A 20,421-nucleotide genomic window follows, 5' to 3' on the forward strand; every position below is an offset into this window, starting at 1 on the left:
AATGAAAAAGCACCTCATCAATTTTTCTGCAAAAATTCAATCAGATGATTTTGAAAAAACTTATCCTTTAGATTATTGTATCCCTGTTTATCATGCGGTTTCTAACTTTCATTTGCCTCATCTTAAGCATATCATCAATTATAAAAGTGAAAAAGAATTTGAAAAAGATTTAGAAATTTTGTCGCAAAATTTTCAATTCTTGAATTGGAATGAATTTAAAGATTTCAGAAACGGAAATTTTAAACCTAAAAAGAAAATTGCCTTACTTACTTTTGATGATGGTTTGTCTGAGTTTCATGATGTTGTAGTCCCTATTTTAGAACGAAAAGGAATCTATGCCATCAACTTTATTAACCCTAAATTTATCGATAATAAAGATTTAATGTACCGTTGTAAAGCCAGTTTACTCATCGAAAGAATTTTGCAAAGTGATAAAAAACCGCTGAATGTATTTGATGATATTATCGGAAATGATAAATTAAAAAAACTATTCATTCGAAAAATCCATGGCATGACATATTCTGAACCGGAAAGATTAGACGGTTTAGCAAAACATTTTAGAGAAAACTTCAACGATTTCCTCGTCAAATATAAACCTTATATGACTTTAGAGCAACTGAAAGCAGTGACTAAAAAAGGATTCGGGATTTCTAATCACGGTTTCGATCATCCACTTTATCATGAATTAAATTTGGAAGAGCAAATTCTGAATACGACTCAATCTTACGATTATTTAAATGAAAATGATTTCATCACAGAAAGTTTCGCTTTTCCGTTCACTGATTTCGGTGTAAAGCAGGAATTCTTTGAGAAAATTTTTTCTACCAATGATCTATTTTGTAGTTTTGGTTCTGCTGGATTAAAACGGGATAGTTTCGACAAAAATTTGCAGCGAATTCCCATGGAAAAAGGAAAAGATGCGAATCAAATTTTAAAGGAAGAAATTGCCTATTTCAATCTTAAAAAATTGCTCAATAAAAATACGATTTACCGGAAATGATTACGCTGAAATGTCTCAATAAAAAAGATTTAGAAGAATTTGTACTTTCTGGAACCTATCAATCTTTTGATTTTTTACCGATTACGAAACATCGCGCCTTGTCTCAAATTAAAAACCCCAACGCTGCCGACGATGATATTTTGCTCACTTTAGCTTTTGAAGGTGATCAACTTGCGGGATATTTAGGATCGTTTCCCGATCAGTTAATGCTGGAAAAGAATCCGTTGAAATATGCTTGGTTAAGCACAATATTTGTGAGCGAAAATTTTCGTGGGAAAAGAATTGCCCAACAATTACTCGACAAAATTTTTGAAAAATACGACGGAAAAATTGCCCTGACCGAGTTTACCAAAGAAGCCGAAAGTTTGTATGCCAAGACGAAAAAGTTTGAATATATCTCCCCAAAAATTGGCAAACGATTTTATTTCAGAACAGATTTTGAAACCTTGCTTCCTAATAAAAAACCACAATTTGGAACCTTAAAACCAGCATTAAAAATAACAGATTCTTTATTGAATGTTGCAATTTCATTTCGTTTAAAATTAACCAAAAAGAAAGAAGTTAATTTTGAAATCTCCAAGATTATTGATGAAGAGAGCGAAAAATTTATCGAGCATTTTCCGAAAAAAAGAACTGTGGAAAACCTCCGTTGGATTATGAAGAATCCTTGGGTTTTAGAAGGAAATGAACTTGAAAATAAATATCAATTTTCTTCGATTTCTAAGGAATTTAATTATTATTGGATTAAGATTTTTGATGAAAATAAAGTTTTAAAAACAGTTGCACTTTTACAGACAAGAGATTTGAATTTGAAAATTCCTTATTTATTTTCTGTTGGTAATTTAGATGATTTCACTTATTTTTTAGAAAATTTCATTCAAGAAAAAAAGATAAAAACATTAATTTCTTACCACACTAAACTCAATGAAAAATTAAGCGCCAAAAGTTTTCCTAAAATTTATAAAAAAGAGGCGGAAAGAAGATATCTGTTCCATAAAAATTTGATGAAATTAGTCCCCGAAAATTACGATCTCAATTTTCAAGATGGAGATGGTGATCCTATTTTTACATAAAAAAACTATTTGAGAAACCATTCCCATAAAAAAAATTCCGGAAAATTTCCGGAATTAATGTTTTCATAGTTATTAGTTCAGTTTTTTTTTACAATGTCGAAATAACGAGTGTTATGTTATGGATGACATTGCAAATATGCGACAAAAACCTTTACTAAGAAAGGGCGAAATCACCCTATTTTCAAACATAAAATGCTTTTTCATTTTAAAAACATTAATAAAATAGATGGTATTTATTAAATGAGGTTTCTTGCAAAAAATAAGGAAATAGGAAAATTATAGAATAATTTTATTTACAATTACAGTTTGCTCTGCGGTGTCGCTTCAACTCATTATCCCAAAACGGATATAATTTAATTGCTATATAAAAATCACCGGAATGTAATTTCTTCTGTTTAAAGATTAAAGGAAATACATTTTCACTACCTAAAATCAAAGGTCCAATTCTCAAATATCCACCAAACTGAATTTGTCTGTATTCATACATCGAAACCGAAGCTCCATAACCAACACTTGGTTTTTGTACGGTGTAAGAGACATTCAAGATATTCGAGCGTTTTAGAGAATTTTCGAAAACAGGAATTCGCTGAATCCAGTCGGCATTTAAAAATTGATGTTCGCCAATATTTTTACTTACATTAAAATGAAGACTTGTTGGTAATCCTATGATGAAATCAGTTCCTTGGAAGGAAGTATTTTCATCACCGTAAACTTCTTTACTCAAAAGTTTCAAATACTGCCCTGGACTTTTAAACTTTGTATTTTTAAGGTTTTGGTTATTTTCAAGTTCCAAAGGTGAACCTTGCAAACGATGATTTTCTCCTTCAAAATGAACAGAACCAAAGTCTATGATATTAAAACTAGCTTTGAAATTATAATCTTCTGCATCTTCATCACGATCCAAAAATGTTAACCCAAAATCCAACCCCAATCCTTTACCTCGCTGCTTGTATTCATACTTTTCGGTCTCGAAATTATAGTTCGTAGCAAAACTAGTTTCCACATCATAATCAGAAGCCACAATCGATTTTTGACTTATGCCATTCACATCCGTAGATGATCTCGACAATTGAAAAGGAAGTTTACTTTCTAGTTTCAAAGCATCTAAGCCGATTTCATATTTTAAATTTCCGCCAATAATCCACTGGTAATCTGAATTCGGAAATATTTCTGTGGTTAAATTTAAACCGATTTCACCCCAATTCATTAAATTTATTTTCAACGGATTTAAATGATATAATTCTGGTTCTAATATATTCTGGTTTCCGAATCTTAAATAATTGTCAATTTTAATTGCTGAACTTTGAGTTCGTAATCTAGAGAAAACTCCAGCGGAGAAATTCTTCTCTTTTATTTTAAATTTAATTTGAAATGAAGGTCCCAAAACATCGGAACTTAAGTGGTAATTACCGACTTCTTTATTGTAGAAATCAAAAATGTTGGGTGTGTTTTCCCCAGTTCTGTTCTGTTTAATACTGGCTGATTCTATTTCAGCATTTCGAAGTCCTAAAAAACTTTGTTGAGAAATATAGCCATAATCATTTTGCAAAAACACCTCTTCAGCGAGAATATTCACATCCCAAGGATTAGGATTCAGAAACGGCTGAGTCGGCGAAATAACCACTGAACTTATTCCACTAAACTTATCGTTGCTAAACAATATAGATTCTTGAGCCTGAAAGCAATAAGAAAATTGAATACAACAAAAAGCAACGATATATTTAAAAGAATGCCTCACTCATTTAAAACAATTTTTTTTAAATTTTAGTATAAACAAAAAAAAGTGAAACCGAAGTTTCACTTTTACATTTCTATGAGTTTACTTAAGAATTAATATCCGAAGATTTCTTCTAAAGTCACTTCGTGGAATTTGCCCATTTTATTAAGCGCATCCATATTTAAGTTTTCTTTTTTACCGATAATCGCGGTGTTGTATTTCAATGGCTTCATTTGTGAATCATAGAAATTCGTTAGATCTGCCAAAGATAGTTTTTCAACCTCCCTATAAATATCTTTTCTTAAATCGTAATCAACTCCTAACTTTTTCAGGTTTAATTGATTGAAGTAAATGTTGGTTCTATTGATTCTACCAGAAGCAATTTGTTTTAACGCTGCATTTTTAGCATTGTTAAACTGTGCTGGAATTTGAGGAAGATTAGCCATCAACTCATCCATTGCAGTAACTGCTTGTGGAAGTTTATTTGCCTGCGTTCCAATATAAGTAGTCACATAGTCAGGATGATTTAATTCTCCACTGGAAGCATAAGAAACATATGCTGAATAAGCTAAACTCTTACTTTCACGAATTTCCTGGAACACGATTGAAGATAATCCTCTACCGAAATATTCATTGAAAACACTGATTTTCCCAAGGTTGCTTAAATTCACATTCGGACCTTTTGCTACTTTACTCATTTCGGTTTGCACCATATCGTAATTCGTAAAATATACGTTTCCGCTTGTTGCTGGTTCAGCATATTCTTTTTTCGCCGGAACTTTAATCGATTCCTTTTCTACAAATGGTTTCGCATATCTTTTAAAGTTGTTAAAATCTTGACCGTAGAAGAAAATCTCATAAGGCATTTTTAACAGATTCTGAATTTTTTTGGTCATATCTACAGAGTTAATCGCTTCTAGCTGCTCTTTAGAAAGCACATCTGAAAAACGAGAATCTTTACCATATTTAGCATAGTTAGACAAAGCAGCCATAATTCTACCTTTGTCTTTTTTAGCAACTTCACGACCTTCTAAAATTGTTTTTACGTTTTCTTCATACACTTTCTGATCAGGTTTTGCATTCTTCATCCAGTCTTTTAATAACTCGATTGCTTTTGGCATATTCTCTTCTAAACCACTGAGAGAAATTCTTAACTGATCTTGTGAGGTTCTGAAATCATTAGAAATACCCAATTTGAAGAATTCCTTTCTCAAGTCTTCTGCAGATAATTTGTTGGTTCCTAAATATTGTAATACTTGAGTTGCCAAACCTAATTCTTTATCATTATCACTTCCGAAAGGGAAAATAAAATGCGCCTCGGCAATATCGTTGTATTTGTTATGAACGAAACTTACTTTTTTACCACTGATTTTATCAGTTTTAATGACTTTCGCATAATCAATAAATTCAGGTTTAATTTCAGAAGATTTCTCTGCTAAAATACTTTTCAAAAAAGGAGATTGTTCTTCTCTGTTTAATTTAATTGGGGTAATTCCTGGATTTTCTACACGAACCAATTTATCATTTACGCCTTTTTCTTTTTTAATGATTACGTAATTGTCTTTAAAAAATTCGTTTGCAAATTTTACAACGTCATCTTTTGTAATTTTCTCATATTCATTAATTTCGTTAAGTTCTTGCTCCCAAGTTCTGTCGTTAATGTAACTTCCGTATAATGACGTTGCCAATCCATCAGCAGTTTCATAGGTTTTCATGCGCTGAATTTTCATATCATTAATGATTGCAGGAATCAACCAATCTGGAAATTCTCCTTTTTTCACTAATTCTATTTGATCCAACATTAATTTTTTTGCTTCGTCAAAAGTTTGATCATTTTTCGGAACGATAATTAATGAAAAACTTCCATAATTTTTAAACGCTGATTCGTAAGCCATTGCTCGCAAAGCTTTCTGTTGTTGGTTGATGTTTAAATCAATCAAACCAGAATCTCCAGAGTTGGTCAGGATATTTCCTACGATATCTGCAAGTCTCGCATTCTGAGTTCCATAAGAATCAGATCTCCAAGACATTTGTAACCTTGGTGTAGAAGGACTTTTTACCGTTCTTTCTACAATTTTGGTCATTGGTTTTTCAATAATGGTTTCTTTTTTCGGTAATTCTTTGTATTCAAAACTTCCGAAATATTGATCAACCAGTTTAATCGTTTTGTCGTAATCCAAATCTCCAACTAAAACCATTGCGTAGTTATTCGGCACGTAATATTCATCAAAATATTTGTGAATTGCCACCATTGATGGGTTTTTCAAATGCTCTGATTTTCCGATTGTTGTTTGTTGTCCATTTGGATGGGTTGGAAAAAGCGCATCCATTAATTCGTAATTCACCAAGCGCCCGTCATTATCCTGAGCACGGTTAAATTCTTCATAAACTGCTTCTAACTCGGTATGAAACAATCTTAAAGTTAATTCGGAAAATCTCTCTTTCTCAACTTTCAACCATTTTTCCAGTTCGTTATTAGGAATATTATTTTTATAAACGGTTTCATCTAACCAAGTATGCGCATTCGTTCCAGAAGCTCCAAGTGAAGAAATCGCTTTGTCATATTCGTTGGCAATTGCGTATTTACTTGCTTCTTGGGAAACCTCATCTATTTTTTTATAGATTGCTTTCTTTTTTTCTGGATCCTGTTCTGCTTTGTGCTGTTCGTACAAATTAGAGATCTGATCCAAAAGTGGTTTTTCTTTTGCCCAGTTTGCAGTTGCCAATTTCGATGTTCCTTTAAACATCATATGTTCCAGGTAATGCGCTAAACCTGTATTATCGGCAGGATCATTATTACTTCCCGTTCTTACAGGAATATAAGTTTGGATTTTGGGAGCATCATCGTTTTTCGCGAGGAAAACTTTTAATCCATTTTTCAGAGTATAAATCCTAACCCCAGTTTTATCATTGGTTACGGTTTCGTATTGATAACCGCCGTTGTCTGTTAATTTTGTGGTTTCAAATTTTTGTGCGTTACTCATGCTAAGTACTCCGATCATTGCAATTGTTGTTAAGATCTTCTTCATTAATTATTTTAAATTATGGATTATTAGTTATAAGTCATCCATTTCTGCTGAAAGTTACATCGGTTGTTGCGGTTTCAACATATTTTCCGGATCAAGAATCTCATTTAATCTTTCTTCCGATAAAATACCACGTTCCAAAACTAGATCGTAAACACTTCTACCCGTTTCCAAAGCTTCTTTAGCAATTTCTGTGGAGTTTTTATAACCGATATACGGATTTAAAGCCGTTACAATTCCAATGCTATTTCTAACCATATTTAAGCATGCATCTTTGTTGGCAGTAATTCCAACAATACATTTTTCTCTTAAAGTATCCATTGCGTTTCCTAAAAAAAGCATACTTTCCATGATTGAATGGGAAAGAACGGGCTCCATGACATTCAATTGTAACTGACCTGCTTCTGCGGCGAAAGTTACCGTTAAATCATTCCCTATAACTTTAAAACATACTTGATTCACCACTTCTGGAATTACTGGATTTACTTTACCCGGCATAATAGAAGAACCTGGTTGCATTGCCGGAAGGTTGATTTCAAAAAATCCCGCTCTTGGTCCGGAAGAAAGCAAACGCAAATCATTACAAATTTTAGAAAGTTTCACAGCCAATCTTTTTAAAGCCGAAGAATAAATCACATAAGATCCAGTATCAGGAGTTGCTTCAACTAAATTCGGAGCCGAGATCACTGCATACCCTGTTAGTTGAGAAAGGTTTCTGGCACAAAGATTCGCATACCCAACTGGCGCATTTAAACCTGTACCGATGGCTGTTGCACCCATATTAACTTCCAGAAAAAGATTGGAATTGGCATTTAATTTAGATATATCTTCTTCTAAAGTTGCCGCGTATGCTTCAAATTCTTGTCCCATACTCATTGGAACTGCATCTTGCAATTGAGTTCTTCCCATTTTGATAACAGGCGCAAGTTCTTTTCCTTTTGCACGAAATGCTTCAACAATTTTCTTTAATTTTTCAACCAATTCAGCATTCATTGCAAGCAAAGCCATTTTTAATGATGTTGGATAGGCGTCATTCGTCGATTGTGAAAGGTTGATATGATCATTTGGAGAACAAAATTGATAATCACCTTTTTCTTTTCCTAATTTTTCTAAAACTCTATTAGCAATTACTTCATTGGCATTCATATTCACCGAAGTTCCTGCTCCACCTTGAATCATGTCGATCGGAAATTCTTCATGCAACTTTCCGGCAATAAGTTCATCACAAGTTTCTGCGATCAATTTGTAGAGATTTTCATCCAATAATCCCAATTCGTAATTGGTTTTTGCAGCCGCTTTTTTGACCACTCCCAACCCTCTAATAAAATGTGGATAAGAAGAAAGTGTTTGGCCCGAAATTTTAAAGTTATCAATGGCTCTCTGGGTTTGAACTCCATAATAGGCACCAGCAGGAACTTGTAATGTCCCTAATAAATCGCTTTCATTTCTGAAATTTTCCATAAAAATAAATTGTTGAGAAGTTAAGTTTATATACTAAATTATTCAATTGATTTAAAAATCTATATCTAAAAAGTGAGCGATTATTTTCGCTCACTTTAAGAATCGTAAAGATATTTATTTATTCGGATACTTCAGGTTTAAAGCTTGCAAAATTGCCCAAGTTTCAGCATCTATCATTCCCGAATAATTTTGCGGGCGGAAATGATACTGAAAAGTCTCAACTGTTTTCTTAGTAGCATCATCATAAGTTCCGTTTGGATTAATATCATACCCGAAATCACGCAAGGCAGTCTGAATTTTAAATACGAAAGATGGAACAGTCATTTGCATCGCATAATCCTCTAGAACAGCAGTATCATAAAAGGTTTGTTTCGTGGTTTCATCATACCACATCCCGATTTGGTATTCATCATATAATTTTTTCCATGGAAAGTTGGGTCCTGGATCCTGCTTTCTTGTAGGTGCAATATCGGAGTGTCCCAAAATATTTGTTGGCGGAACCATATATCTGGTTGCAATATCTTTGACCAAAACAGCAATTTTTTTCACTTGTGCATCTGGGTATTCCGGGAAAATTTTAATTCCACTTTCATCGGTTTTATAACCTGCATTTACAATTTCAATTCCGATAGAAGTATCGTTGAGCATTTTGTCTTTTCTCCAGGCACTAATTCCAGCGTGGTAGGCTCTTTTATTTTCGTCAACCAACTGGTAGATTTCATTATCTCCTAAATCATTCACTAAATAATGGGCGCTCACTGATTGCTGAGTAAGAACATTCAACGACTTATCATCATCTAAAGCAGTATAATGTAAAATAATATACTTCTGTCTAAAATTTTGAGCAACTGCCGGAAAAAATGTTTTTACCACTTTACAACCACTCGGATTTGCCGAAACAATAGAACCATAACTTATCGTATTATCGTTTTTGGTGATATCGCCGATATTTTCCTTGAAAAAATCCAGTTCACCGTTATGTTCTATCTTGGGTTTGTGAACAGGAATTTCAGGTTTTACAGGTGAAACTTTAGGTAATGTTGGTTTCGCAACAACTGTTTGTGTTTTTTTTTGTGTTCCGCAAGAAACAATTAGCAAACTTAAGAATATGATAGATAACGATTTACGCATGCGACTTAAAATATTTAAAAATTAGATTCAAAAATACGAATAAATTTTAGGAAATATTTTTGGTTTATAACAAAAACTCTTTTATATTTGCACTCGCAATTACAGAACAGAAGCTCTTATAAATATTGCACTGGAGAGTTGCCTGAGTGGCCGAAAGGACATGTTTGCTAAACATGCGTACTGGAAACGGTACCAAGGGTTCGAATCCCTTACTCTCCGCAACTTTCGCAAAAAAAATTATTCGGGGCGTAGCGTAGTCCGGTCATCGCGCCTGGTTTGGGACCAGGAGGTCGCAGGTTCGAATCCTGCCGCCCCGACTTTATAGAAAACTCTTTCGAGAGTTTTCTTTTTTAAAAAACTTCATCTTCCCAACGATGAGTTTTAAAATCCCAAAAAATTGGGTGCGTAGCTCAGCTGGATAGAGCATCTGCCTTCTAAGCAGACGGTCACAGGTTCGAATCCTGTCGCGCTCACTGAAAAGACCGAGAATTTTCTCAGTCTTTTTTTGTTTAATTGTAGAGAAGTTGACTCAGTTGGAAAGATAGGTTTGATAAACAGACGCATAGTAATTTCAACAGGAGTAAATAGTTTTTTCTCCGCCATATTAAAAATGCACTCGGGGCGTAGCGTAGTCCGGTCATCGCGCCTGGTTTGGGACCAGGAGGTCGCAGGTTCGAATCCTGCCGCCCCGACTTTATAAAAAACTCTTTCTAGAGTTTTTTTTTTAAAAGAACTTCATCTTTCCAACGATGAGTTTGAAAATCCCAAAATTGGGTGCGTAGCTCAGCTGGATAGAGCATCTGCCTTCTAAGCAGACGGTCACAGGTTCGAATCCTGTCGCGCTCACTGAAAAGACTGAGAATATTTTCTCGGTCTTTTTTTGTGTTTAAAATTTTAAAACACTCTTATTTCACTTAAAGATGCATTTTACTAAGTCCTTCAAAAATAGTATATTAAAGATCTGTGATTGCCAAAACGTAGTTTTCAAAAAGTTTTTTTTATAAGAACTAAATCAATTTCTATTTGCTAAATTTGCGTTTCATTAAATAAAATTCATGTCACTACAAATCATTAATCTTACTAAAAAATTCGGCCTGCAAACCGCTTTGAACAATATTAATATTGAAATCAATAAGATTGAGATTATCGGCTTATTGGGTCCAAATGGTGCCGGGAAATCTACATTAATGAAATCAATTGTTGGCGCAGTAAAAATTGATGAAGGACAAATATTTTTTAATGGAAAGGAGATTCGTGAAGATGAAATTGAAGCCAAAAAAAATATGGGTTTTTTACCAGAAAATAATCCACTCTACAATGAAATGTATGTAAAAGAATATTTGAGTTTTGTGGCAGATATTCATCAAGTTTCAAAAGAAAGAATTGATGAAGTAATCGAACTGGTTGGAATTACACCTGAAAAAACAAAAACGATTTCTCAACTTTCAAAAGGATACAAACAAAGAGTTGGTTTGGCTCAGGCGATTTTACATTCACCAGATTTATTGATTTTAGATGAGCCAACAAATGGACTCGATCCGAATCAAATTATTGAAATCAGAAATGTAATTAGAGAAATCGGGAAAGAAAAAACGGTAATTCTATCAACACACATTATGCAGGAAGTAGAAGCACTCTGTTCCCGCGTCATTTTGATACACGAGGGCAACATTATACAAGACTCCAATATTGAGGAGTTTAAAGGCAAATACAGCAGTTTAGAAGAAGCATTCGCCAGGTATACTCATTAAATACAAAAGCCCTGAATGAGATATTCAGGGCTTTTTCAATATATTTGATTTCTTAGATCTTTTCGATATTATCGGTTAAAGCGTCGATAAAGTTTTTCAAAGGTTTTTCAACCATCATTTTAATAAACGGATTAAATTTCCCTTCAAAAAGCAATTGAACTTCAGTTTGGTTTTCATTAACTGGATTCATCATTCCTTTTAAAGCAAAATCTAAACTTGAACTAGCAGATTTCAAAGTCACTTGATTTTCCGTCACTTCTTCAATTACCAAAGCGATTTCTGGCATTCCTTTTAGACTGAATTTAAAACCTTGATCACGAACTTCGAAACTCTGTAAAGAATCGGGCATGAGTTCTCGGTATCCTTCTGGTGTGTTTAACATTTCAACCAGTTCTTTTCCCGATTTATTTACGATTATCTTACGTCCTTCTAGATTCATTTTTATATTTTTGTATTATTAAAACGTTGCAAATGTATAAAGTTTTTGTGAATGAAAAAAAATTATCGATTACTAAATACCCAGAAAATACCGAAAAGAGATTTAGATATGAAGGTACCTCTACTTTAGAAATTGCAATAGATCTTTTGGAAAATACGTCTTGTTCTGAAGTTAATATTTATGGTGATAATTTACAAGAGATTTGGGAAGATTTTTCTCAAATGTTTAAAGTAATTGAAGCAGCTGGCGGAGTTGTGAGTAATCAAAAAGAAGAAATTTTATTTATCCGCCGCATCGGAAAATGGGATTTAGCCAAAGGAAAAATAGAAAAAGGCGAATCTTTAGAACAGGCGGCCTTGCGGGAAATAGAAGAAGAAACAGGCCTGAAGGAACTAATCTTAGAAGAATTTCTAAACACTACTTTTCATATTTATACCGAAAGAAATGGCGAAAAAATTCTGAAAACTACCTATTGGTTTAAAATATCATATGTTGGAAATTCGGCTCCAATTCCACAAATAGAAGAAGGCATTTCGGAAGTTTCCTGGAAAAATGAAAAGGAAATCCTGTCTGAAGTTTTCCCAATGACTTTTGAAAACATCAAACTTATTTTAAAAGATTTCTGGAATTTAGATTAATCAATAAACTCTAAAATTTGCTCTAAAGCAATTCCGCGAGACGCTTTTAACAAAATGTTTTTAGAATCTATTTTATTTGATTTCAAATATTCTGACAGTTCCTTTGAATTTTCAAAAGATTTAGAATTCTTATTTACTTTTTTAAATTCATTTCCGACTGTAATAATTTCATCAAAATTAAGAGCATTTGCCAACGCAAGAATCGCCTGATGTTCTTTTACGGATTCCTCGCCCAACTCCAACATATCTCCAATAATGATTGTTTTAGATCCCTGAAATTCTTTAAAGTTTTTCAAAGATTCTGTCATTGAACTCGGATTTGCATTATACGTATCGAGTACAAAAACTTTCCCACTCTTTTCGACAACCTGCGATCGCATATTGGTTGGCAGATAATTTTCAATGGCTCTTTTAATTTGATCAAAATCTACCTCAAAATGAAAACCCAAACTCGCAGCAGCACACAGATTAGTGAAGTTATAATTCCCTGTTAATTTCGATAATGCTTGCTTTCCCTGATAACTTAAACCCACCAAATTATCTTTTGAAAATTCCTCAAACTGATAATCAGAAGTAGTCGCGCCGAAAGTAATTTTTGACACGTAATCTTCGGTCTTTTCAATTTGAATAGGATCATTTTCATTCACCAAGATCGTTTGATTGTTATTTTTTAGATAATCATACAATTCCGATTTTCCTTTAATCACGCCTTCAAAACCACCGAATCCTTCCAGGTGCGCTTTCCCAAAATTGGTAATATAACCGAAATTTGGTTGTGCAATCTCGCAAAGCATTTCAATCTCTTGCTGATGGTTTGCACCCATTTCAATTACCGCAATCTCATGTTGCGGTTTAATCGAAAGCAAAGTCAAGGGAACGCCGATATGATTATTGAGGTTTCCAAAAGTATATTGTACAGAATATTTTTGCGATAGAACTGCATGAATAATTTCTTTCGTAGTTGTTTTACCATTACTACCCGTTAAACCAATAATCGGTATCTCGAGTTGATTTCTATGGTGTTTAGCCAAATCCTGCAAGAATTTTAAAGTTGAGGGAACATAAAAAATATTTCGTTTTTCATTTTCAAATTCTTTCTGTTCTACAATAACCGCTAATGCTCCTATATCAATTGCATTTTCAGCCAATGTTGCGGCATTAAATGATTCACCAGAAAAAGCAAAAAACAAATCGTTTTTCTCAATGTTTCTACTGTCGATGGTAACTTTTTCGCATTTTAAAAAAAGCGGATAAAAGGAAATTGCATTCATAGGTCAAAAATAAAAAATCCTTCTGCAATTACAGAAGGATTTGGAAAATATTTTACTAAAATTTTTATCTTTTGGTTCTGCCTTTACCTGCTGATTTAGCATCTTGAGCGACACGGAAACCAACCCAGCCATAAGCTTTACCTTCATCTCTGTATCTTCTTTGTCCCGGATCAAGCCAGTAAGCTCCATCTAACCAAGAACCACCTTTGATTACTCTAACTTCATTAGAAATACCAGTTGTTCTGGAAACTTTATCTTTCTGAAGAATTACTCTACCTCTTCCATCGACAATAAATTTCTTGTCTTTGGAATTATACATATTATAACCCACCGTAGAACTGTCTTCTGCACGGCCATAACCAGCATCTAGTGAAGATTGGAAATCACCATCTCTAAAGTTTCTGTTGTCAGCAACCACTTCTCTTTCGTACTGACCTGGTAAACCCCTGTAAACCAAACGTCCATCAGCAAGGGTATCATATTTTGCAGTTTCTATTTTCTTGAAAGTTCCATCTGCATTTCTCATTACTTCTTTAGAAACATTTCCTCTAAAGTAATTAAAGTCACTTGCCTCTTGATCGATAATAGGTCTATAAACATCTGCAGTCCACTCAGAAACATTTCCAAACATTCCAAATATACCTAAATTATTAGACGGATATTTTTTAACATCTGCAGTGGTAGGCGATCCGTCATTTTTCCAACCTGGAACACCAGAATAATCTCCGCTTCCTTGTTTAAAGTTTTCCAAATACATCCCACGATCTCTACCTTTCTTTCCTTTCAATTTATCAATTTCAGGTTTTTTGCTTGTAAAAAGGTTATATTCTCTTTCTTTCTGCATTCCCAGTGCAGCAAATTCCCACTCTACTTCAGTTGGAAGTCGGAATTTTTCTACAACACCTGCCGTTGCATTTCGGTTTGCAGCAATAAGCCTTTCATTTTTGGTTTTAATACCTGTTTTTTGTTGTAGTCGTTGCTTATTGATATATGCTTCCATTTCTGGATCATTCCCTTTAAATTTATCTAAGTTAAAGGCACTTGCTCCTTGATTATTAGAATCGTTGGTATATAAGTCTTTAGAAATTACACCTTGTTCCATTAATGCTTTTTCATTTGCACGATCTGTTAACCAATCACAGTATCGAGAAGCTTGCAACCAAGAAACACCAACTACTGGATAGTAATCATATTCTGGTGAACGGAAATAGGTTTCTGCAAAATCATTACGAGAAAGTTTATTATTCCAAACCAAAGTATCTGGAAGTGCTCCAGTATAAATTTCTTTAAAACTTGGGTCAGATGGAGGGAAAACATATTTTAACCATGTAACATACTCTCGGTATTCGTAGTTGGTAATTTCTGTTTCACCGATGAAAAATGCGCTTACCTGCATTCTTTTTGGAGTATTATTCCAATCATGCATCACATCATCCTTCACCAATCCCATGGTAAAAGTCCCACCTTCAACATAAACCATTCCTGGCCACCCTTTCTGTTTTTGTTGTTTTCCGGTGAAGAACCAACCTTTTTGATCGTTGGGTTTCCAACCTGTTTTACTTGTAAAGCGCTTTGTACCACCTCCCTTCTTGGAATTGCCGCCTCCGCCGCAACTCATTAAAATGAGTGTGGAACTTAATGCCATTATTGTAAACAACCTTAGTTTATTCATAGTCAGTATAGAATTTATCAAAGTACAAAGAAAAAAGAAATTATTTAATAATCAAATTAAAAATTGACTTTTTTGGTAAACGTTGACAACTTAATTTTATTGTATCATATTATTATTTAATAATTTTCGTTTAATTTGTAGTTGGCAAATTTTTAAGCACATGAAAAGAAATTTAATTCTTTTAGTATTTCTACTTACCCTCTCTAATTTATTCTCGCAAACTATTAAAATAGATTGGAAAGAAAGCACTGTAATTGACTATGGAAGCAACAAAATCACTGTTCCTTTTTTCACCAATATAGGTTTCGCATATGAGGATGGCGGGATTTTTCTTCGTTCTGTACAAAAGTATTCAGGAGTTGATCAAAAAATCTCTAATCTGGTTTGGGAAAAAATTAGTGCTAAGGAACTTTTTGACATCCGTGATTATCATCTTCCGACCGAAGATCATTCTGAAATAAGTTATTATACGAATCCTTACACCAATGAAAAAAGTGCGAACATTCGTATTTCAACTCTCAAATTCGTACAAGGATCAATTTACCGATTAAGTTCTTTTACCATCACTAATTCTGAAAAAGTTGCGCAGAATAAAAATTGGGCTGGCAAAATAGGGGATTCCGAAAATCCTTTAAAGCAAGGCAATTTCTATAAAATTAAAGTCGACAAATCTGGAGTTTTTAAGATCACAGCAAAATTCCTTCGAGATAACGGAATAAATCCTGCTAACATTAATCCTAAAAATTTTAAAATCTATGGCAATGGCGGTTTGATGCTGCCAGAACATAATCTGGATCAACGCTACAGTGCTTTGCAGGAAAATGCAATACAGGTTGTGGGCGAAAATGATGGTGTTTGGAACGAAGACGATTACGCTCTTTTCTACGCGCAAGGACCAAACGGTTTCAATATCTACAAAAACAATATTGTCAGCGGAAATAGAAGAATTGAAACACGATCCGACAAATCTAGTAACTTTGTTAATATCTATGACGATTTTTCTTATTATTTTATCAATTTTGATACGGGTCCCGGCAAAAGAATACAAGAGATTGATCAATCGGTGAACTCAACAATAATATCTCGTTATGATGATTTTCAATTCATTAATGAAGAGAAATTTAATCTGATGAAAGTTGGTAGAATCTGGACAGGAGATGCTTTTACCGATAATAAAACAATCACTTTCACCACCAAGTCTCCAATTCAACCCACGGATGTAATTACGTACCGATCACGGTTTATTGCTTATCAGTCGCAGGGAAATAAAATCGTTGTTAATATTAATAACACCAACCCAGCAACTTTTACTGTGTCGGCAGATGATAAAAGAGAATATTTGCCTATCGTTTATAATGGTACACAAACCAATTTCTCTGGCAACCAATTCTCTTTTAATTATGCACCAAACACAGGAAGCAATCCTAACGGAAAATTTTACTTTGATTATGCCGAAGTTCAATATAAAGAGGATTTAAAATTCAATAATAGCCAAATGAATTTTAGAAGTTATGCAATCGAAGAGCGAAGCAATAACATCTATACTTTTAGTTTGACGGATGCTTCATCAGTAGAGCAAGTTTGGCAGGTTTCTGATGTTACCAATGTCGTTAAAAAGGTAAACAAATCTGGAAATTCTTCTACTTTTAATTTTGGTTATCTTGCGAACAGTAATGAATTTTATAATGAATTCGTTGCTTTTAAAAGTAATGAAGCGTTTGCCCCAACTTTTGTGGGTAAAATTGAAAACCAAGATTTAGCAGGTTTGCAAAACATCGATTATCTCATGATTACTGTTCCGGAAATGATGGGACAAGCACAACGCCTTGCCAATTATTATCAAACTAAATACACCGTCGCTGTCGTTGATATTAACAAAATTTATAACGAATTCAGCAGCGGCGGTAAAGACATTACTGCTTTCCGAGATTTTGCAACCCGCCTTAATACGTCCGCTGGTAAGTTGAAATATCTTTTTATTTTGGGAGATACTTCCTATGATTTCAAAGGTAAAAATCACCCTGGATCTTCTGTAGTGCCAAGTTACCAAAGTGAAGAAAGTAGCAATTACTCTGATTCCTTTGTTACCGATGATTATTTCGCGATGACCAGTCCACAGAATTTAGGAGCCGTTACAGTTTCGGCTACTTTACCAAACTTCCCTGTTGGTAGACTACCAGCAGCAAATGTTACAGAAGCAAAATTATTGATTGACAAAACACTGGCTTATAACAACGCACTTCCAGGACAGTCTACTCCATTTGGGGAATGGCGAATGAAAATGGATTTCGTGGTTGATGACGATGCCGATAATCAATTCCCTTTCCACAACACGATGAATGCCTCCTTATTTAATGTTTTTGAAACGGGAACTATAAGAAAAGAATATAATATCCGCAAACTCTATTTAGATGCTTTTACAGCGCAAACTTCTGCAGGAGGACAAAGATACCCGCAAGTAAATCAAGCGATTTCAAATGATGTCGGCAATAGTCTATATCTCTTCTATTTCGGTCATGGTGGTATTAATGGTTGGGCTCAGGAGCGGGTTTTAACGATTGATCAGATCCAGAATTTTAATAATTATAATAATATCTATTCCCGTTTTCCATTAGTTTCTACCATAACTTGTGAATTTACATTATGGGATGATCCGGGAACTTTTTCTGCCGGAGAACAAGTGATGAAATCAAAACAAGGTGGCGCTTCAACCATGATTACTTCAAGTAGAGCAATTGGCGTTGGATATGGTGAGGACTTTACAACTATTTTTACCAGAAACCTTTTCGAATTGGTTAATGATGATTTTTTAAATTTAGGTGATGCTTTCTTAAAAGCCAAAATTCAAAAAGGACCGTACAGCGATCACTTAAAGGTAAACTTCCTGGGAGATCCTGCAACGAAATTAAGCCGTCCGAAAAGATTAATTAAAATCGATCAAATTGAATCTCCAGATCAGGCTCAACTTCGGGCTTTAGATTTTGTAAAAGTAAAAGGTCACGTTACAAAAGCCGACGGAAGTATTGATGAAAACTTTAATGGAAGAGTTGCTGTTAACATTTTTGATAAGCGACTGACAAAAAAAACACTTAACAACGACGGAATGCCAAAAATGAATCCAGTGCTTACTTACACCGAGGAAGGCAGTCCGATTGTGAAATCTTCCGGTGTTGCAGTAAACGGCGTATTTTCAGTAGAGTTTTATGTACCAAAAGACATTAATTACGAAACGGGAACAGGCAGAATTTTGGTTTATGCAGATAACAAAGTTTTCGATGTTTTCGAGAATCAAACGCAATCTATTGGTGGAATAAACCCAGACGGAATTACTGACAACGAGGCACCGAAAGTAAAATTATACATGAACAATACCAATTTTGCAGATGGTGGAATTACCGATCAAAACCCGCTGCTTTTGGCTTGCGTAACAGATGACAAAGGAATTAACTCTACAGGTTCGGGAATTGGTCACGATATTACAGTAATCCTAGACGGTAAAATTATCGACACGGTTGTGCTCAATGATTTCTATTTCTCTGGTGAAGGAAACGGTTGTACAAATCCATCATTGGCAGATTATCAAAAAGGAAACATAACTTACCCTTTCAGAAATTTAACACCTGGTGAACATCAATTAACATTTAAAGTTTGGGACATTAACAATAATTCAACGACTGCCACGTTAAACTTTATAGTTAAGGACGAAAGCGATCAAAATTTAATTGTTAAAAAATTGTTAAATTGGCCAAATCCTTTTACCAATAAAACGTATGTTCAGTTTGAACATAATTGTGATGATGTTTTAGATGTGAATGTTCAGATTTACACCATCACTGGAAAACTGGTAAGAACGCTGAGTACGACAGTAACTGCTGAACCTTTCTTGCAAGGCTTCAGAACACCGAGAACGGCGATTGAGTGGGATGGAAATGATGATTTCGGCGATGCCGTTGGAAAAGGGACTTATATATTTAAAATTTTTGCACGCAGCCAGAACCAAGATAAATGCAAAGGAAGCGCGACTGCGGTAGAAAAAATGGTATTATTAAAATAATAAATAACGATAAAAAATTTACTTTATGACATTGACTAAAAAACTATTTTTAGGATTAGGATTAGGAATGAGTGTTGCGGCTTATTCGCAGATTCAGCCAGTCTTAACCGGCGCACCGTTCCTGAGAATATCGCCTGATGCAAGAGCAGGAGGAATGGGTGATCAGGGTGTTGCTACAACAACCGACGCTTTTTCGCAATTTTGGAACGCAGCGAAATATCCTTTCAGCAAAACTACTTCTGCAATCGGGATCAACTATACGCCTTACATGAGTAAATTAACCAACGATGTGTTTTTACTTTACGGTGCTTATCACCAGTTTTTGGGAGATGAAGAAAGAGCGACTATTTCTGCAAGTATTTACTATTTCAACATGGGATCGGTCGATCTTACAAAATTAGTAGGATCAGAAGTTGTGCAGGAAGGTACGGCAAAACCAAATGAATTCTCAATCGATATTGCATATGGCTTAAAACTTTCAGACTACTACTCCATGGCGGTTACCGGTCGATTTATCCGTTCTGATTTGTCTGGAGGATTCAACTCTGACAATACACTTAAAGCAGCAAACTCTTTTGCAGTTGATGTTTCAGGATATTTTCAATCAGAAAAACATACCAGCATCAATGATTTTGAAGGTCGCGTAAAAGGAGGTTTTGCGATTCAAAACTTAGGTCCTAGATTAGATTACACCGGTGACGACGAATCTAGATCTTACCTTCCAACTATGGCAAAATTAGGTGCAGGATATGATTTATTCCTGGATGATTTAAACAGAGTTGGTGTGAACTTCGAAGCATCAAAACTTTTAGTTCCGGGTCCGGACGCAACTGGAAATGTTCCGAATGTTGGAGTAATGGAAGGAATTGGAAAATCATTCAGCAATGAAAAAAGCATGATGTTCAGTGGCGCTGTCGAATATGAATATGACAACGCATTTGCAGTAAGAGGTGGTTATTTCCATGAAAGTGTAGAGCAAGGTGGTAGACAATATGCAACAGTTGGAGTTGGTTTAAAATACCAGTCTTTCGGTCTTGACATGTCTTACCTGATCAATACTTCAAAAATTAATTCTGCTCTGGATAATACTTTAAGATTTGGATTAACTTGGAATATTGGCGAAGAATCTTCTAACGCACAGGATTACTAATAATAACTTAATTCAAAATATAGAGCCTCAAACATTTT

General features: G+C 34.4%; 13 protein-coding genes and 5 tRNA genes. 11 read left to right on the forward strand and 7 right to left on the reverse strand.

The annotated features are described in order from the left end of the window. Window position 1 precedes the first annotated feature (1 nt). Both PUH65_RS04430 and PUH65_RS04435 read left to right on the forward strand, forming a co-directional pair. Window positions 2–1,000 (forward strand): polysaccharide deacetylase family protein, encoded by a 999-nt coding sequence (locus tag PUH65_RS04430; RefSeq protein ID WP_305518570.1) that lies wholly within the window; start codon window positions 2–4, stop codon window positions 998–1,000. After that, on the forward strand, window positions 997–2,073 hold the full coding sequence (locus tag PUH65_RS04435) for a GNAT family N-acetyltransferase (RefSeq protein ID WP_305518571.1): 1,077 nt from the start codon (window positions 997–999) through the stop codon (window positions 2,071–2,073). Before PUH65_RS04430 ends, PUH65_RS04435 begins: the two co-directional genes overlap by 4 nt. Before the next feature lie 289 nt (window positions 2,074–2,362). Here the strand turns inward: PUH65_RS04435 and PUH65_RS04440 are convergent, their stop codons facing one another. From PUH65_RS04440 to PUH65_RS04455, 4 genes are all read right to left on the reverse strand, one after another. After that, entirely contained in the window at window positions 2,363–3,733 is a 1,371-nt protein-coding gene (locus PUH65_RS04440) for a hypothetical protein (RefSeq protein ID WP_305518572.1), read from the reverse strand. 170 nt (window positions 3,734–3,903) lie between these two features. Beyond that, window positions 3,904–6,819, reverse strand: coding sequence for a pitrilysin family protein (locus tag PUH65_RS04445; protein WP_305518573.1), 2,916 nt, complete (start codon window positions 6,817–6,819; stop codon window positions 3,904–3,906). A gap of 54 nt (window positions 6,820–6,873) precedes the next feature. Continuing rightward, window positions 6,874–8,277, reverse strand: a complete 1,404-nt coding sequence (gene aspA, locus PUH65_RS04450) for an aspartate ammonia-lyase (protein ID WP_305518574.1) — start codon at window positions 8,275–8,277, stop codon at window positions 6,874–6,876. A 114-nt stretch (window positions 8,278–8,391) separates the two neighbouring features. Further along, a complete protein-coding gene (locus tag PUH65_RS04455) occupies window positions 8,392–9,408 on the reverse strand; it encodes an N-acetylmuramoyl-L-alanine amidase (RefSeq protein ID WP_305518575.1) in 1,017 nt (338 codons plus the stop codon). 132 nt (window positions 9,409–9,540) lie between these two features. Between PUH65_RS04455 and PUH65_RS04460 the strand changes: the two genes are divergently transcribed. From PUH65_RS04460 to PUH65_RS04485, 6 genes are all read left to right on the forward strand, one after another. Next, window positions 9,541–9,627 (forward strand) — tRNA-Ser (locus PUH65_RS04460). Between the two features lie 23 nt (window positions 9,628–9,650). Continuing rightward, a tRNA-Pro gene (locus PUH65_RS04465) sits at window positions 9,651–9,725 on the forward strand. Window positions 9,726–9,807: 82 nt separating this feature from the next. Beyond that, window positions 9,808–9,881 (forward strand) — tRNA-Arg (locus PUH65_RS04470). A gap of 144 nt (window positions 9,882–10,025) precedes the next feature. Next, window positions 10,026–10,100: transfer RNA gene (locus PUH65_RS04475), tRNA-Pro, on the forward strand. An 80-nt stretch (window positions 10,101–10,180) separates the two neighbouring features. After that, window positions 10,181–10,254, forward strand: a tRNA-Arg gene (locus PUH65_RS04480). 209 nt (window positions 10,255–10,463) lie between these two features. Beyond that, complete coding sequence (locus tag PUH65_RS04485) at window positions 10,464–11,159, forward strand: ATP-binding cassette domain-containing protein (protein ID WP_305518577.1); 696 nt, start codon at window positions 10,464–10,466, stop codon at window positions 11,157–11,159. Window positions 11,160–11,211: 52 nt separating this feature from the next. Here the strand turns inward: PUH65_RS04485 and PUH65_RS04490 are convergent, their stop codons facing one another. After that, window positions 11,212–11,598 (reverse strand): SRPBCC family protein, encoded by a 387-nt coding sequence (locus PUH65_RS04490; RefSeq protein WP_305518578.1) that lies wholly within the window; start codon window positions 11,596–11,598, stop codon window positions 11,212–11,214. 32 nt (window positions 11,599–11,630) lie between these two features. Here PUH65_RS04490 and PUH65_RS04495 point away from each other — a divergent pair, with 32 nt between their 5' ends. Further along, complete coding sequence (locus tag PUH65_RS04495) at window positions 11,631–12,236, forward strand: NUDIX hydrolase (protein WP_305518579.1); 606 nt, start codon at window positions 11,631–11,633, stop codon at window positions 12,234–12,236. Here the strand turns inward: PUH65_RS04495 and murF are convergent. Beyond that, the gene (gene murF, locus PUH65_RS04500) at window positions 12,233–13,507 is read right to left on the reverse strand and encodes a UDP-N-acetylmuramoyl-tripeptide--D-alanyl-D-alanine ligase (protein WP_305518580.1); all 1,275 of its coding nucleotides are present in this window, start codon (window positions 13,505–13,507) and stop codon (window positions 12,233–12,235) included. The genes PUH65_RS04495 and murF overlap by 4 nt on opposite strands. A 64-nt stretch (window positions 13,508–13,571) precedes the next feature. After that, window positions 13,572–15,179 carry a gliding motility lipoprotein GldJ gene (gldJ, locus tag PUH65_RS04505; protein ID WP_305518581.1) on the reverse strand — a complete coding sequence of 536 codons (1,608 nt, stop codon included), beginning with the start codon at window positions 15,177–15,179 and terminating at the stop codon, window positions 13,572–13,574. Window positions 15,180–15,339: 160 nt separating this feature from the next. Here gldJ and porU point away from each other — a divergent pair, with 160 nt between their 5' ends. Both porU and porV read left to right on the forward strand, forming a co-directional pair. Beyond that, a complete protein-coding gene (gene porU / locus PUH65_RS04510; protein ID WP_305518582.1) occupies window positions 15,340–19,233 on the forward strand; it encodes a type IX secretion system sortase PorU in 3,894 nt (1,297 codons plus the stop codon). Window positions 19,234–19,258: 25 nt separating this feature from the next. Further along, complete coding sequence (gene porV / locus PUH65_RS04515) at window positions 19,259–20,383, forward strand: type IX secretion system outer membrane channel protein PorV (RefSeq protein WP_305518583.1); 1,125 nt, start codon at window positions 19,259–19,261, stop codon at window positions 20,381–20,383. Window positions 20,384–20,421 lie beyond the last annotated feature (38 nt).

This window comes from Kaistella sp. SH40-3 (assembly GCF_030686865.1).
Classification (GTDB): domain Bacteria; phylum Bacteroidota; class Bacteroidia; order Flavobacteriales; family Weeksellaceae; genus Kaistella.